Annotated in this window: 11 protein-coding genes; 8 read left to right on the top strand and 3 right to left on the bottom strand. The window is 54.6% G+C overall.

Features of this window, described 5'->3' with window-relative positions; translation table 11 throughout:
• Nucleotides 1-104 precede the first annotated feature (104 nt).
• The 7 genes from FD37_RS09950 (at nt 105) to FD37_RS09920 (ending at nt 10410) form a co-directional block, all read left to right on the top strand.
• Entirely contained in the window at nt 105-527 is a 423-nt protein-coding gene (locus FD37_RS09950; RefSeq protein ID WP_056965064.1) for a (deoxy)nucleoside triphosphate pyrophosphohydrolase, read from the top strand.
• Nucleotides 514-3402, top strand: a complete 2889-nt coding sequence (locus tag FD37_RS09945) for a DEAD/DEAH box helicase (protein ID WP_056965062.1) — start codon at nt 514-516, stop codon at nt 3400-3402. The genes FD37_RS09950 and FD37_RS09945 overlap by 14 nt, the downstream gene beginning before the upstream one ends.
• A 160-nt stretch (nt 3403-3562) precedes the next feature.
• Nucleotides 3563-6097, top strand: a complete 2535-nt coding sequence (locus FD37_RS09940) for a M1 family metallopeptidase (protein WP_056965060.1) — start codon at nt 3563-3565, stop codon at nt 6095-6097.
• 190 nt (nt 6098-6287) lie between these two features.
• Nucleotides 6288-6779, top strand: coding sequence for a hypothetical protein (locus tag FD37_RS09935; protein ID WP_056965058.1), 492 nt, complete (start codon nt 6288-6290; stop codon nt 6777-6779).
• Nucleotides 6780-6857: 78 nt separating this feature from the next.
• Nucleotides 6858-7703, top strand: coding sequence for a tyrosine-protein phosphatase (locus tag FD37_RS09930; RefSeq protein WP_056965057.1), 846 nt, complete (start codon nt 6858-6860; stop codon nt 7701-7703).
• A gap of 499 nt (nt 7704-8202) precedes the next feature.
• Complete coding sequence (gene arcD / locus FD37_RS09925) at nt 8203-9666, top strand: arginine-ornithine antiporter (RefSeq protein WP_225436309.1); 1464 nt, start codon at nt 8203-8205, stop codon at nt 9664-9666.
• Nucleotides 9667-9747: 81 nt separating this feature from the next.
• Nucleotides 9748-10410 (top strand): CPBP family intramembrane glutamic endopeptidase, encoded by a 663-nt coding sequence (locus FD37_RS09920; protein WP_056965052.1) that lies wholly within the window; start codon nt 9748-9750, stop codon nt 10408-10410.
• A gap of 88 nt (nt 10411-10498) precedes the next feature.
• On the opposite strand, the gene FD37_RS09915 is transcribed toward FD37_RS09920, so the two are convergent.
• The 3 genes from FD37_RS09915 to FD37_RS09905 all read right to left on the bottom strand — a co-directional run bounded on the left by FD37_RS09915 (nt 10499) and on the right by FD37_RS09905 (nt 14498).
• Entirely contained in the window at nt 10499-11716 is a 1218-nt protein-coding gene (locus FD37_RS09915; protein ID WP_056965051.1) for a chloride channel protein, read from the bottom strand.
• A gap of 240 nt (nt 11717-11956) precedes the next feature.
• Nucleotides 11957-13363 (bottom strand): C69 family dipeptidase, encoded by a 1407-nt coding sequence (locus tag FD37_RS09910; protein WP_045808160.1) that lies wholly within the window; start codon nt 13361-13363, stop codon nt 11957-11959.
• A 184-nt stretch (nt 13364-13547) separates the two neighbouring features.
• Nucleotides 13548-14498: an AraC family transcriptional regulator gene (locus tag FD37_RS09905; protein ID WP_056965049.1), complete on the bottom strand. Its 951-nt coding sequence runs from the start codon at nt 14496-14498 to the stop codon at nt 13548-13550.
• A 352-nt stretch (nt 14499-14850) separates the two neighbouring features.
• Between FD37_RS09905 and FD37_RS09900 the strand changes: the two genes are divergently transcribed.
• Nucleotides 14851-15051 carry a hypothetical protein gene (locus tag FD37_RS09900; protein ID WP_056965047.1) on the top strand — a complete coding sequence of 67 codons (201 nt, stop codon included), beginning with the start codon at nt 14851-14853 and terminating at the stop codon, nt 15049-15051.
• Nucleotide 15052 lies beyond the last annotated feature (1 nt).

Here is a 15052-nt window from a genome sequence, read left to right as displayed (position 1 = left end):
GGAATACCGCTTATAATAAATCGAAGAGAGCGTTTTTATATAAGGATCCTTGATTCACTCAGTGTTATGCCAAAAAAATCCTGAGGAGAAATGGAGTTTTTCTGATGAAAAAACAAATTAATGTCGTGGGTGCGGTGCTATTGGAAGCCGACAAGATTTTAGCGACCAAACGAAATGATGACCGAATTCTGGGAACCCTCTGGGAATTTCCAGGTGGCAAAATTGAGCCGGGGGAAACGCCGGAACAGGCGTTGGCCCGCGAAATGCGAGAAGAGTTTGATGACGACATCGCGGTTGGTGCCAAGGTCGCAACCAGCAGTCACGAGTATGACTTTGGCGTGGTGCATTTAACCGCATACTATGCCAAGTTCTTGACGCACCACTTTGATTTAATTGCTCACAGCAAGGTGGAGTGGGTGACGCAAGATCAGCTGGCGACCCTTAACTGGGCGGATGCGGACCAGGGAATTGTTGAGGCCTTGAAGCAGGCCGATTTAACGCAGGTGACATTTAATGGAACTAACTGATATTCAGCGAAAATTACAGGCCTCTTTGACAAATGGTCTGGTGGACCAACGGATTAACGGCCGGGAGAACTTGATGCCCCGGTTTATTTATAACGATCAGGGTGACACGATGTGGCTACACATTGAACGGGAGCTGAGTCACTGCTCCGCATTTACCTTCGTCATTGCCTTTATTACGGAACGGGCTTTAGCGATGCTGAAGGCCAAGCTGGCGGATATTGCGCAGGAGGGTGTGCACGGGCGGATCATTACGGCCGATTACCTCGATTTTAATAATCCCAAGGTCTTTCGTGAACTTAAAAAGTTGCCCAACGTTGAGGTACGCATTGCCCCGCAAGACGCCTTTCATGCGAAGGGGTATCTGTTTGCCCACCAGCAGGCGGGGTATCAATCAGCGATCATCGGTAGTGCGAATTTAACGCAGGGGGCGTTGCTGCAAAATTACGAGTGGAATATCGAATTTACCTCGCACGAAAATGGGGCCTTGACCGGTAAGCTGATGGCCGAGGTGGAGGCAATGTGGGCCGCTTCTCAGCCACTAACGGACCTGTGGATCGACGAATACCGCGAAGAATATGATGCGGGGCCTAAATTGATTAGTCTGACGGATGCTGATCAAGCGGAAAGCGTGTCGCAGAAGATTGAACCTAACCAGATGCAGCGAGAAGCCTTACGGGGCTTGGCAGATATCAGAGCACGGGGGGCGCACCGGGGACTGATTATTTCGGCGACGGGGACGGGAAAGACCTATTTAGGGGCCTTTGACGTGAGAAGTTACCAGCCAAAGCGGTTCCTGTACATCGTTCACCGTGAGCAGATTCTGAAGAAGACCCAGGAAAGTTTTAAAACGATCCTCCGGCATGATTTTTTTGAGAAGTTTCCAGAGGCGACTGCTGAAGAATTTAACGACCAGTTTGGCTGTCTTTCAGGAAACGAGCGGAACTATACGGCTAAATACCTCTTTGCGACGATTCAGACTTTGTCGCAGCCCGACCAATTACGGCATTTTTGCTCTGATGAGTTTGACTACATCCTAATTGATGAAGCACACCGGGCCGGTGCGGGCAGCTATCAGCGGGTGTTGGCCTACTTTCAGCCGAAGTTTTTATTGGGGATGACGGCGACCCCGGAACGAATGGATGACTTTAACCTCTACGAACTATTCGATTATCACGTGCCGTACGAGATTCGATTACAGAAGGCTTTAGATGAGGACATGCTTTGCCCGTTTAACTATATTGGCGTGGCGGATTATGAAAAGGACGGTCGTGTGATCGATGAAACCAGTCAGTTAGAATGGTTGACCTCGGACGAGCGGGTCACGTACGTCATACAGCAAACGCAGTATTATGGCTATTCGGGAGAGGTTCTCCGAGGACTGATCTTCTGCAGCCGAACGGATGAGGCCGAGGAATTGGCCCAGGCCTTTACGATGCGTGGGTATCCCAGTGCGGCGCTAACGGGCAGTACTCCCCAGAAGACGCGGGAGAACCTGGTTAAACAACTGGAACAGGGGGACCTATGTTACATCATCACCGTGGATGTCTTTAATGAAGGGGTGGATATTCCCTGTGTCAATCAGATTGTGATGCTGCGAAATACTCAGTCAAGTATTGTCTTTATTCAACAACTTGGCCGGGGATTGCGTAAGTTTGCGGGGAAAGACTACGTGACGGTGATTGATTTCATCGGTAACTATAAAAATAATTACCTCATTCCGATTGCACTAACGGGGGACAAATCACGGAACAAGAACGTGGCGCACGACGACCTAGACGTGCAACAAATTTCCGGGGTGTCGACGATTAGTTTTTCTAAGATTGCCAAGGAACGGATCTATGAATCCATTAATACGGCGAACCTGGATGGGTTACGCGTTCTGCGCGAGGATTACCAGGCACTCAAGAATCAACTGGGTCGGATTCCCTTATTAACCGACTTTGAACAATCGGGAACGGTTGACTGTATGGTGTTTGCCAAGAAGTTTTCTAATTACTATCAATTTCTTCTCAGGATGAAGGAAGACGTTCACCTGACCTTATCCCAAGAGCAGGTCTTAAACTTTGTTTCGATTGAATTGATGAACGGTAAGCGGGTCGTGGAACTCCGGTTACTACGCCAGCTACTGGCGCACGGGGGAACGTATGACCAAGCATCCTTTAGCGACGAATTGCAAGCGGATCACGTTTACTATAATGCAACCGTTGAGCGGTCCGTCGAACGGGTTCTCTCGTTGGCCTTCTTTGTTCCCAAGAGCCAGGAAAAGTATGGCGGTCAGGCAATTGTGACGCTCACCACGGGTCGCTACCAGCTCAGCCAAGCGGTGCAAACACAGTTAGCGGCCAACCTGGTATTCCAGCAGTTGGTTGTGGATGCGATTAATGCCGGCCTTGAACGCAGCAAGCCGTATCGGGTGGACCAGCAGTTCACCCTGTATCAACGCTATACCCGAAAAGACGTGTGTCGCTTGCTCGGGTGGCAGAGCGATGTGAGTTCAACACTGTACGGGTATCGTGTGCGTGATGGCATTTGCCCCATCTTTGTCACCTACGCAAAATCGGATGATATTGACGATAGTATCAAGTATGCGGATAAGTTCCTTAATCCGGACCTATTCCTGTGGTACACCCGTCATAACAATAAGCTTGATAGTAAAGAAGTTCGGCAGATCTTGCAGGAGCAGACCACGATTCACCTGTTCGTGAAAAAGAGTGATGATGAGGGGAGTGACTTCTACTACTTTGGGGAGGTCACGGTGCAGGAAGCCCGGCAGGAAACGTTCACTGCCAAAGGAAAAAAGGAACCCATCGTGAAGATGCTGCTGGCGCTGAAGCAGAGTGTCCAGTTCGATAAATATATTGAATTTGAGAAATAGGGGAGCCCTAAATTTAGGAAGCATTGTGCGGGGCTAAGTCGTTTTGAGAAAGCAATTGTTAATTTAAAATGAGAAAAATCCCCACACAATCCGAGCTTCCCCCTTACAAATAGCGTATAATGAATTTATTCTAATAGTATTTTAACTTGGAGGGGAATCTATGACTGAAGCAACTCATTTTTATCAGACATTCCAACCGACGCACTACAACGTGTACATCGACATTAACCGCGCAACCAAGCAAATCAGTGGGACATCCATGATTACCGGGGATGCCAAGAGCGAAACGATTGCCGTGCACGAAAAATACATGACGATTTCAGCCGTGAAGGTGGACGGGCAAGACGCGCCGTTTACCCTCGACGAAAAGGCCGAAGGGATTCGCATCAACGTCGGCAAGACCGGCGCCGTGACCGTTGCTATCGACTACACCGCACCCCTGACCGACAGCATGATGGGTATCTACCCGTCCTACTACGAGCTGAACGGTGAGAAGAAGCAGATCATCGGGACGCAATTCGAGACCACGGCGGCTCGGCAGGCCTTCCCGTGTGTCGACGAGCCCGAAGCCAAGGCCACGTTCGACCTGGCCATCAAGTACGACGAACAACCCGGTGAGACGATTTTGAGCAACATGCCCGAGATCAAGACCGAAGACGGCGTCCACTACTTCGACACCACCAAGAAGATGTCCTCTTACCTGATTGCCTTTGCCTTTGGGGACCTCCAAAGTAAGCAAACGACCACCAAGAGCGGCGTCAAGGTCGGCGTTTTCGCCACCAAGGCGCACCAACCCAAGGAACTCGACTTCGCCCTGGACATTGCCAAGCGCTCCATCGAGTTCTACGAGGACTTCTACCAGACGCCTTACCCACTCCCACATTCCTGGCAATTAGCCTTACCCGACTTCTCCGCCGGGGCCATGGAAAACTGGGGGTTGGTCACCTACCGGGAAGCCTACCTGACGCTGGATCCCGACAACACGTCGTTGGACATGAAGCAACTGGTTGCCACGGTCATCGCGCACGAACTTGCGCACCAATGGTTCGGTGACCTGGTTACCATGAAGTGGTGGGACGACCTCTGGTTGAACGAAAGTTTCGCCAACATGATGGAATACGTCGCCATCGACGCCATCGAACCCGACTGGCACATCTGGGAGACCTTCCAGTCCTCCGACGTCCCAATGGCCTTACAACGGGACGCGACCGACGGGGTTCAATCCGTCCACGTCAACGTTGAGGACCCGGCCGAGATCGACGCTCTGTTCGACAGCGCCATCGTTTACGCCAAGGGGGCGCGGATGCTGGTCATGGCGCGTGCCTTGGTCGGCGACGACGCCTTGCGGAAGGGCTTAAAGGCCTACTTCGAGGCACACCACTACGGCAACGCCAAGGGGGCGGACCTCTGGGCGGCCTTAGGCGATGCTTCCGGTAAGGACGTCGGTACCATCATGAACTCCTGGCTGGAACAACCCGGGTATCCCGTGGTCTCCGCCAGCGTGGTCGATGGCCAACTGACCTTGAGTCAAAAGCAATTCTTCATTGGCGACGGCCAAGACGCCGGTCGCTTATGGCAGATTCCGTTGAACAGCAACTACGAGGTCGCTCCGGCCATCTTCAAGGACGCGACCGTGACGTTGGGTGACTACGCCGAACTGCGGCAAGCGGCCGGTGAGCCGTTCCGGGTCAACGTGGGCAACAACTCACACTTCATTGTGAAGTACGACCAAACGTTGCTGGACGACATTTTGGCGCACGTCGACGACCTCGACGCCACGGCGCAATTGCAGGTCTTGCAAGACTTACGGCTCTTAGCCGATGGTCGGCAAATCAGCTACGCCAGTGTCGTGCCGTTGCTGAGCCGCTTCGCCAATAACCCGGCCACGGTGGTCACGGTGGCCCTGTACCGGCTCGCTAATAACCTGAAGAAGTTCGTGACGCCGGGTTCCGCCGAGGAAAAGACGTTGCAGGCCTTCTACGACCAGCTGAGTGGCCAGCAGGTCGCCCGGTTAGGCTGGACGCCACAAGCCGGTGAGTCGCAAGACGACACTTTGACGCGGCCGTACGTGTTGAACGCGGCCCTGTACGCGCAGAACGCGCAGGCCATCGCCGACGCGCACCAGCTGTTCACGGCGAACGCCGAAAACCTGGCCGGTCTTTCTGCCGACATTCGGGTCTTCGTGCTCCGGAACGAGGTCAAGAACTTCGGCAGTGCCGCGCTCTTTGACCAGTTGATCACGGCTTACCAACAATCGTCCGATGCCAGCTACAAGGCCGACATCGCGGCGGCCGTCACGGCCACGACCGATGCGCAGTTGATTGCCAAGTTAATCGTGGCCTTCGAGGATGCCAACACGGTCAAGCCGCAAGACTTGCGGGCTTGGTACCGGGGCGTTCTGGCCAACGATGCCGGCCAACAAGCCGCTTGGGACTGGTTACGTAACGAGTGGGGCTGGTTGGAAAAGACGGTCGGTGGCGACATGGAATTCACCACCTACATCACCGTCACGACCAACATCTTCCACACGCCGGAACGGTTGGCTGAGTTCAAGGCCTTCTTCGAACCGAAGATCAACACGCCAGGGTTAACCCGGGAAATCAAGATGGACACCAAGGTCATCGAGAGTCGCGTGGACCTGATCGAAGCCGAAAAGGACGCCGTGAACGCGGCGGTCAAGGATGCAACGAAGTAACACTTAATGTAAGATTGTTTCGCAAGGGACGCTTCCGGCTAGTTTGGCCGGGGCGTCCCTTTTGGCGTTGCCGGCGAATAAAAATCCTGATGATTTTAAATTGAAAAGGTTATAATGCAACATGCTATGAACTATCTGACTGACGTGGTATCCTGGCTTTAAATCAAACGGGTGGGGGGGTATCAGTCACATGGTACGGCAACAACTGGCAAAACTCGGAGCGGCGCAACGACATCTCTTTCATGGCACCTTTTTACGCACGGGGTACAAACGGTTTCAGACGCATTACCAACCGACGTTGCTGCTGGGGGACGTTTGGCACGAGGACCATCAGCCCCTCACGAATCACCTTTGGTTCAACTACACCAAGGGCTTCTTGCGGCTGGGTGAGCTCTTGGCCGGCGACCAGGTCACTTTCTTTGCTCGGGTCGGTAGCTACCAGAAGGGCCGGTGGGACCACCGCCTCCAAGACTTTCGCCTGCAGCGGCCCACCAAGGTGGCTCGGTCGGGGCCGGCGCCGCTCACCGCACGGCCGGCGTTACCCACCGATCCGCACGCGTTGATCGGGTACATCATGGTGACCAACGCCGCCTTCTACCGGGCTAACGGGCGGCTCATCGACGATTTCTACGTTGCGGCCTATCGCCAATGGCGACGCAATAAAGATAGTGAATCCCGGTAATTGAGACTCTCGCTGTACATGGCCCGGTGAATATGCTAGCGTTAAGCCAGACATGACGATAGGGGGAGCGGAGACGAGATGAAGCAACGATTCAAATTAGGGGTCCTGGCCATTCTGGGGGCGACCCTGACCCTGGGACTGGGCGGTTGCACGGTGGACGCCAAAACGGTGCCCGCACCGGCGAAGCCCAAGACCGACCGGGCGGTGTATGGCAGTCACATTAAGTTGACGGGAGCCAGCAACGCCCAGGACCTTGGCGGCATCAAGACCCAAGACGGCCATCGGTTAAAGGCCCGGCGACTGATTCGCTCGGATCAACTGGGGAAGCTGACCACCAACGATGCCCGGAAACTGACCGTGACCTACCGACTGAAGTCCGTGGTCGATTTTCGGTCCGGTCGCGAGATTCAGGCGACGCCCGACATTAAAATCGCCAACGTGACCTACCACCAAGACAGCGTGGTGGGCAACGACTACGGGACCCGGACGACCAAGGCCTTCTATCAGGGATTGGTGACCGACCGGGTGGCGCTACGGGGCTACTCAGCCTTCTTCAAGCAACTTCTGAAGCAGAAGACGGGGGCCACCGACTTCCACTGCACCTACGGCAAGGACCGCACCGGTGTCGGGGCCATGCTGGTCCTGTCGGCGCTGGGCGTCAGCAAGCAGACTATCATGAAGAATTACCTGTATTCGAACGTCAACCTGGCTCAGGACCCGCACATCACCTTCGTGGGGCAACCGGTGCCTAAGGGCAAGGCGAAGCAGGACCTGCATCACGTGCAGCGGGTCAAGCGCGCGAACCTGGACGCGGTCTACCAGCGAATCGACCAACGGTATGGCTCGATGGCGAACTTCTTGAAGCGCTTGGGGCTCACACCGAAGAAGCAGGCGCAGCTAAAGCAATTGTATCTAACCAAGTAATCATGGACCATCTGTTCAGCTGACTGAACGGATGGTTTTTGGTTGGGCAACAGTTTCAGGTACCTTTTTATGGTGCCGAAACGTGCGCCAGAAGGCAGCTGGTTCCGCGCTCTTTTCTGGAAAAACGGCGTATGCTTTCATTTTGCATAAGCTCGGGGGATATTCCCAATACATTTTATATTTATACAATTCACTGTAAATAGTTGAACGAAACCGCGCCCAACGGTTTTCAATGCAAAAACTTTCACAATTAATTTGCATATACAGGTGTTCAAACTGCATATTTTCTGGCATAATGACTACCGAAGGCTCTTTGGGAGTCGTTGTTTTTAATGATTTTATGTAAGCGCTTTACAAGAAGCGCCTGGCATTGCCAAATTTGTAACCCGGTTGGCTGTCATTTTCTTCCCGGATTCAGTACACTAAAGGGCATGAAAGGTGACGGACCGGTCGATTGTTTTCGTGAGTATCCTAGCGATTTAACCTGAAAGGAATCTGAATGATGAAAACGCTCTCCGCAGCAGAATCCGCAACCCCTGACCCAGCCACCCACCAAGGGCTTGGCATGGGCGCGTTGATTTCCACCGTGGTCACCTCGTGTGTCGGTGGGGGGATCTTCGCCCTCGCGTCTGACCTAGCCATCGCCGCGTCGCCCGGTCCCGCCTTGATTGCCTGGGGCCTGGTCGGCTTTGGAATCTTGATGTTGGCCCTGTGCCTGAACAACCTGGTCCTGAAGCGTCCCGACCTGGACGGCATCTTCTCGTACGCCGAGGAGGGGTTCGGCAAGTACACCGGCTTTATCAGCGGGTGGGGCTACTGGATCTCCGCGTGGATGGGGACCGTGGCCTTCGCGACGGTGATGATGAACGCGATGGGGTACTTCTTCCCGATTTTTAACGGCGCCAACAAGTTCCCCACGGTCATCTTCGCCAGCATCGTGCTCTGGCTGGTGACGCTGCTGGTGAACCGCGGCATCGAAAGCGCGTCGTTCGTGAACGCGATTATCACCATTTGTAAGTTGATTCCGCTCTTTACCTTCATCGTGGTCGCCCTGTTGCTGTTCAAGGTGAACGTCTTCACGGCGCACTTCTGGTACAACGTCGGGGATAACCTGAGCGGGGCCGGCTCGATTTCCGCGCAGATCAAACGCTGCTTCATCATCATGATGTGGGTGTTCGTCGGCATCGAAGGGGCGACCATGTTGGCGTCCCGGGCCAAGAAGAAGTCCGACGCCGGTAAGGCCACGCTGATTGGCCTGTTCTGCATCCTGGGGCTGTACATGTTGGCCTCCATCCTGCCATACGGCTACCTGAGCCGAAACGCCTTGGCCACGATTCACCAGCCCGGCATGGTCTACATCTTCCGGGAAATGGTCGGATCGTGGGGCGGGGCCCTGATTAGCGGGGGCCTGATCATCTCCACGCTGGGTTCCTGGATCTCCTGGACCATGTTGCCGGCCGAGACGACCCGGCTGATGGCGAAGCGCCACCTGTTACCGGCCATCTTTGGCAAGGCCAACCGCTACGGGGTCGCGAGTTTCTCGCTGGTCCTCAGCAGCGTCTTGATCCAGTTCTTCCTGTTGTCGTTACTGATCACCGACCGGGCCTACCAGATTGCCTACTCGATGTGTACGGTCGCGGTCACCATCTGCTACATCCTGGTGGCGGCCTACCAGATCAAGTATTCCATCCAGCACTTCCGGGAAAAGGGCAGTGGTTTTCAGCTGACCGTGGGGCTCTTAGCCCTGACGTTCGAGTGCACGGCGGTCTACTTCTCGGGCATCAAGTACCTGATTCTCTGCACGATTGCCTACATCCCCGGGACCATCCTGTACCTGATGGCGCGGCGGGAGGTCGGCGACCAGGTGGACCTCTCCCGCAAGGAGTGGGTCTCCATGTCGGCCATCCTGACCTGTGGCTTGTTGGCCATCGTCTTCGTCCTGATGGGGCGGCTGGTGATTTAATATAATGAAAAATGGGGCCATGCCGGGCTGACCGGGATGGCCCTTTGTGGTAGCATTGAACCATTAAGGGAGGACGTTACCATGACATCACCGGAATCACGGACGACTTGGCTAAAATCGGGGAGCCTCGTCGCCGTCTACTTTATCTTTATCGCTTTTTCACCGACCCAAACATTGCTGGGACGACTGTTGCCGCGGACCTGGCAAAGCGGCTTCGCGTTGAATGCGAGCCTGTACGCCATCCCCATCATCCTGATGCTGGTCTTCTTCGGTCGGGAAAACCTGGGGAACTTCCGCATCTTTCGGGACCGGCCCTGGCAGAAGCTGGGGCAGATTGGGCTCTCGTTAGTTTTATTGCTCCTGGGCAACCTAATCTCGGGGCTGCTGGTCGGGAAGCAATCGGCCAACCAAACGGGGGTCGATAACGCCACGACGACCACGGCGCTTTGGGCGGCAATCTTGTTGTTCGTTATCCTCGGCCCACTGCTGGAGGAGACCATCTTTCGCAAGATTCTGCTCACCAAACTCGCGACCGTGATTCCCCGGTGGCTGGCCATCGGGGTGTCGTGCCTGGGCTTCTTGCTGATCCACGTCAACGCCCCGCAGGACTTCGTGGCGTACGCGCCGTTGGCCATCATCTTCACGGGAATCTACCTGTGGTGCGGCGAGAACATCGCCTTCAGCTGGACGGTCCACATGTTGAATAACCTCGTGGGCGTCCTGGTGGCGTTTAGCTGGCTGTAAAAAGAGTGGAACCAGCTGCCGGTTGGCACACGTTGCGCCATCAGATATTCAGAGAGCAAAAAAGCCTGGGACTGGATCCCAGGCTTTTTTAGGCGGTTTTTTGAAAATGGCGGCTCGCCCGCTGTCCCAACCACTGCAGGACCAGGACCAGCAGAATCACCGGCCAGAGGTTGAGCGGGAAAAACAGGGCGATGAAGATCCCCGCGACCCAGAGATTGTTGAGCAGGTTGATGGCCAGTCCCGTGGCGACCACGGCGACCACCAACAGGCCGTCGAGCTGGGGCAACAGCTGAGCGACCCCGAAGCCGAAGAGAATCGTGGAGAAGGCGATGGGGAAGATGTCCCCACCGATCCAACCGGTCCCCAGGCAGAGCTGCAGGAAGACCAGCTTGAGCACGGCCGCCGTCATCAGCAGGTACCCGCTCTGGTGGTCGCTGACCTGCGGAATCAAGGCCATTACCGTTTGCCCGGAGAAGAGGAGGCGGGGCAGCAGGACCGCAAAGAGGAAGATGACCCCCGCGCCGACCAGCGTCTGCGGCAGGTACTGGGGGAGGCGTTGGGCCAGCCGATGGATGCCGCGACTGCCCTGGTGGTAAAGCCAACCGGCCAAGGGTGCGACCAAGAGGACCGGCAGGATGATCCAGAGTTGCGACCAGTGCCAGTGGGAGGCCCCCATCTTGGTGATGAAGGACGGGTGGCCGATGAGCCGCATCAGGATCGTGAAGGTCACCAGACCGTTGACGATGAACAACGCGTAGAACTTCTTTTTCGCGCCTAGCTGGGCGGCGGGCAGTGCCCGTTCCGACCGGTAGCGTTGCAGGTGCCCGGTCGGCGCGACCAACCACCAGAGCCGCCGGGGCCAGGCCACGGTCTTGAGGGTCGCGTGCTGAAAGTAAAAGTAGCGCAGGCGGTCGGCCTGCCAGACCGAGAGGCTGACCACGGCCCCCAGGAGCGCGGCTTCCGGGCCGACCCCGGCGCCAAAGGCCAGGCTGACCAGGGCCACGGCCAGGTTTTTGAAGGTGGCGCGGTAGTCGACGGTCTGGGTCTGCTTGAGCTCGGCCATGGCCTGGTGGGCCGTGGCCGGTAACGGGCCCCACTGTCCCTTGAGCCAGGCCAGTAAGAGCCCGCCTATCAGGCACACCGCCAGGTCATACCACCAGGCGTGAGTCAGGGCTTGCGGGAGGACCTCCCAGATCAGGGTGATCAGGTGGCCCTCCAGGACGATGAAGCCGCCCGAGACCAAGGCGATTAAGCTGCTGAGGAGTAGACTGGCCAGGACCAGTCCACCGAGTTGTCGTGTTTGCATCGAATGCCTCCCATGGATGATTAGCTCCAGTCTACCAAATGTGGCGGCAAACCAAAAGAGAGTGCGCCAAAGGGCGGTTAGCTGACGAGCATGAACGACGGTGCGTCAGGCGGCTAATTTCGAACGGAGATTAGCTTCCTGACGGGGTTGAGCGAAACCGGCTGCCTTGGGGCCAGATAATTGGAGGAACAAAAAGAGCCTGAGAGGACACTTTCAGGCTCTTGACCGGGCGCTCAACGCCTAGTCGTTTAAGTTGTAGCGTAACTTCATGTGTTCGGAGCCCATGATGACCATGTCCCCTAATAACTTGGTCTGGCGCTTGAAGGCCTCGTTAGCCAGCTTTTCGTTCGCTGCCTGTAAGAAGGCGGTGACGTCCTGTTGACTCGCGATGGCGGCGTCGGTGTCGTTTTGAATCTTGTGGTAGGCACCCATGGCTTCCAGCGCGTAGGTGTTCCGCAGGTCGACGTACAGGTCGTAGTCCGTGTCCCCCAGCAGGGCGGTGGTGCAGCTCAACCAGTACATGTGGTTCATGTTGAACTCACCGTTGGCGTCCTTGTAAACGGCCGGGGTGTCGTTGACGTTGGCGTAGAAGGGCACCACCGTGTTGAAGGTGTTGGCGCCAAAGGCCATCCAGTGGATCCCGGCGATGGCGGCGGGCACGTCGTTGCGAATCTGCAGGATGTGCACGTCGTGGTTCCGGTTGATCCCGATAGGCCGGAAGAGGGTCTTGTCGGCTTCGGAGCCGCTGCCGTAAGGGTCGTACTTGGTGTTTTCAAAGTGGGAGCTCAAGACGAACTTCACGTCTTCGATGGAAATCTTCCGGTTGGCGTGGCAGATAAACGGCAGGTCCTGTTCCATCGGATCGTGGTCGATCTCGGGGTTGAAGTACTTCTGACCGAACCAGGCCCGCGGGTTGTTGTAGACCGTGTCCTTGATGGAGGCACTGCCGAAAATGTGGCGCAGGTTGACCTGATCAAAGTCGGGGTTCAGGTGGTACTGGGCGATCAGGTCTTCGAGGTCGGCGGAACTCAGGGTGTCGTCGGCGGCAAAGTCGAAGTCGTCGATGTTCATCCGGTTCGGTGCGACCACGTAGGCGTCATCCGGGATGCGCTTAGCGGCCCAGTGGTGACCACCGATGGTTTCTAACCACCAGATCTCGTTGTTGTCGGAGAAGGCGATACCGTTGGGTTCGTAGGTCCCGAACTCTTCGAGCAGGGCGCCCAAACGTTGGACCCCTTCCTTGGCGCTGTGGATGTACGGCAGTACCAGGGTGACCAGGTCCTCTTCACCGATGCCACCGTCAACGTACGGGTCGATGCCCAGGACGCGGGAGTTGGTGGTGATGGTTTCGGTCGCGGACATCGCAATGTTTTCGCTGTTGATGCCGGCGGCTGGCCAGATTCCGTTGGTCAGGATGGAATTAGGAATGGACGTGTAGCGTAATGGGTTATCGGGTAATTTGATTTGCACTTTGCTGATCACGGATTGGTAATCGCGGGGTTGATCTTCGGGATTAACCACCACAAACCGTTCTGGGTCGAGGGCTTCGTGACCGTCGTCGTTCCGGGAAATAATCGTGGAACCGTCGATGGAGGCCTTTTTCCCCACTAAAATCGTGGTACATGAACCTTTAATTCGTTTCGTCATAGAATACCGACACTCCTTTGCTAAGTTAATCTGTATTATACCATTAGAACGGGGTGGGATGAAAATGACCGCTCAATGGGGGGAGGGACTAAGTGGTGTTCAAACAACCGGTGTGCCCATTAAATTCTTGGATGAACTTAATGGGCACGCCGGTTGTTTTAAATGCTCACAGTTTGGTGAACGGTTATTCCGGGATGTCCCCATTTTCAGGAATATAGTCGATTGAGTCGGCAATTCGCTTAGGGATGGGAATCTGCGGGTCAACGTGCGGGTTGTTGAGGTGAATCAGATTATAGGCTTTCCGGTACTCACTCGGTGACAGGCCCGTAGAACTTTTGAATCGCCGCATGAAAACCTTGGGGTCGTTAAAGTAGGCGGCGTCCGCAATTTGTTTAACAGACATTTCGGTTCGAATCAGCAGGAGCGTCGCAACTTCGATTTTGACGTGATTGAGGTATTGCAGCGTGGTCATGCCCGTCCATTTTTTGAAGAGGCGTGTCAGGTAGTCCACGTTCAGGTGCACGTTGTCGGCAATCTCGGCCACGGTCAAGGTACTCGACATATTGGCCCGAATCCACTCCTTCATATCGTTGATTTTGGAACGATTGCTGGGAACGTCTAATCGATTGAAGTAGGACTTATAGAGTTGAATCAATAAGGCCGAGACGAGGTAATCCCGTTCCTCAATCGAGGATAACTCGTTATGGATTGAAAGAATCTGATGAATCAGGATGGTGGCACTCTCGTAGTCTGGCAAAGGAAAGTGTAAGGGCAAGGATAGCTGGTGTTTAGAGTTCTTATTCGTTTTGATTTCCGATAAGACGGCGGCCACTTCGGTGTCAAAGATGGTTTCTTTATGTTGTGAGAAGAAGTGCAACCAGTAAAAATCGACCGGATCGGTGGAATCCTGATAACCGAACATCGGGGTAAACGGGGGGATTAACAGGATATCGTTGGGGTGCAGGACGACGCGATGGTCCCCCACCTGAAGGTAGATGGGCCCCTTGAGACACAGAATGAGTTCGTAATCCCCTTTATGATAAACCTGGCGATGACGCCAGGTCCCGTGGGCAGAAAATTCACCGCCCTTATAGTAGAGCAGCGGTTTCCCCACGGAAAACGTGGTAAATAACATGAGTTTAGCCCTCCCGTCTAATATCGGAAATACACACCAGTGATTCAAGATAAATCCAAAGTAATAAGTCGGATACAGTTACCAAATGTATTAAAAGCGGTATATCAGCCTTGAAATTAAGTGATCAAGCCAGTTGATAGCCCTCGAAAAGTCGGATATCAACACTTCTTTTGCTATTATAGACCTTTTAACTGATTGTGGAAACGCTTACTATGAAAACGTAAATAAATAGACTGGGTAGCTTCGTTGGGGGATGAAGTTCCCGGGTGCGCACAAAACCTTATTTACAAGTTGGTCATGATGGCTGAAACGGAGGAATCCGTTCCAGCGTTGGGCGAAAGGAAACTTTAAAATGAAACTATTTGGGAAATTATTTGCCAGTCAATCGATTATTTCGTGGATTTTACAGCTTATTTTTATTGGGCTGGCCTGGAAGGTTGCGGACCATACGATTCCCAATAATCTCACCACAATCATCGGGGGTACCGTCCTGATGCTCATCATTTATGTGAGCTTGGCCCACGATAGTCAAAAAAGAATTTCAAATAAGTAAC

This window comes from Levilactobacillus spicheri DSM 15429 (genome assembly GCF_001435095.1).
In the GTDB taxonomy this organism is placed as follows: Bacteria; Bacillota; Bacilli; order Lactobacillales; family Lactobacillaceae; genus Levilactobacillus; species Levilactobacillus spicheri.
The sequence above is the reverse complement of the archived record's forward strand: the minus strand, read 5'-3'. Positions and strand labels throughout refer to the sequence as shown.

Coding starts and splice junctions, on each gene's coding strand:
- FD37_RS09950 (WP_056965064.1), top strand. CDS start 105: ATGAAAAAACAAATTAATGTCGTGGGTGCGGTGCTATTGGAAGCCGAC.
- FD37_RS09945 (WP_056965062.1), top strand. CDS start 514: ATGGAACTAACTGATATTCAGCGAAAATTACAGGCCTCTTTGACAAAT.
- FD37_RS09940 (WP_056965060.1), top strand. CDS start 3,563: ATGACTGAAGCAACTCATTTTTATCAGACATTCCAACCGACGCACTAC.
- FD37_RS09935 (WP_056965058.1), top strand. CDS start 6,288: ATGGTACGGCAACAACTGGCAAAACTCGGAGCGGCGCAACGACATCTC.
- FD37_RS09930 (WP_056965057.1), top strand. CDS start 6,858: ATGAAGCAACGATTCAAATTAGGGGTCCTGGCCATTCTGGGGGCGACC.
- arcD (WP_225436309.1), top strand. CDS start 8,203: ATGATGAAAACGCTCTCCGCAGCAGAATCCGCAACCCCTGACCCAGCC.
- FD37_RS09920 (WP_056965052.1), top strand. CDS start 9,748: ATGACATCACCGGAATCACGGACGACTTGGCTAAAATCGGGGAGCCTC.
- FD37_RS09915 (WP_056965051.1), bottom strand. CDS start 11,716: ATGCAAACACGACAACTCGGTGGACTGGTCCTGGCCAGTCTACTCCTC.
- FD37_RS09910 (WP_045808160.1), bottom strand. CDS start 13,363: ATGACGAAACGAATTAAAGGTTCATGTACCACGATTTTAGTGGGGAAA.
- FD37_RS09905 (WP_056965049.1), bottom strand. CDS start 14,498: ATGTTATTTACCACGTTTTCCGTGGGGAAACCGCTGCTCTACTATAAG.
- FD37_RS09900 (WP_056965047.1), top strand. CDS start 14,851: ATGAAACTATTTGGGAAATTATTTGCCAGTCAATCGATTATTTCGTGG.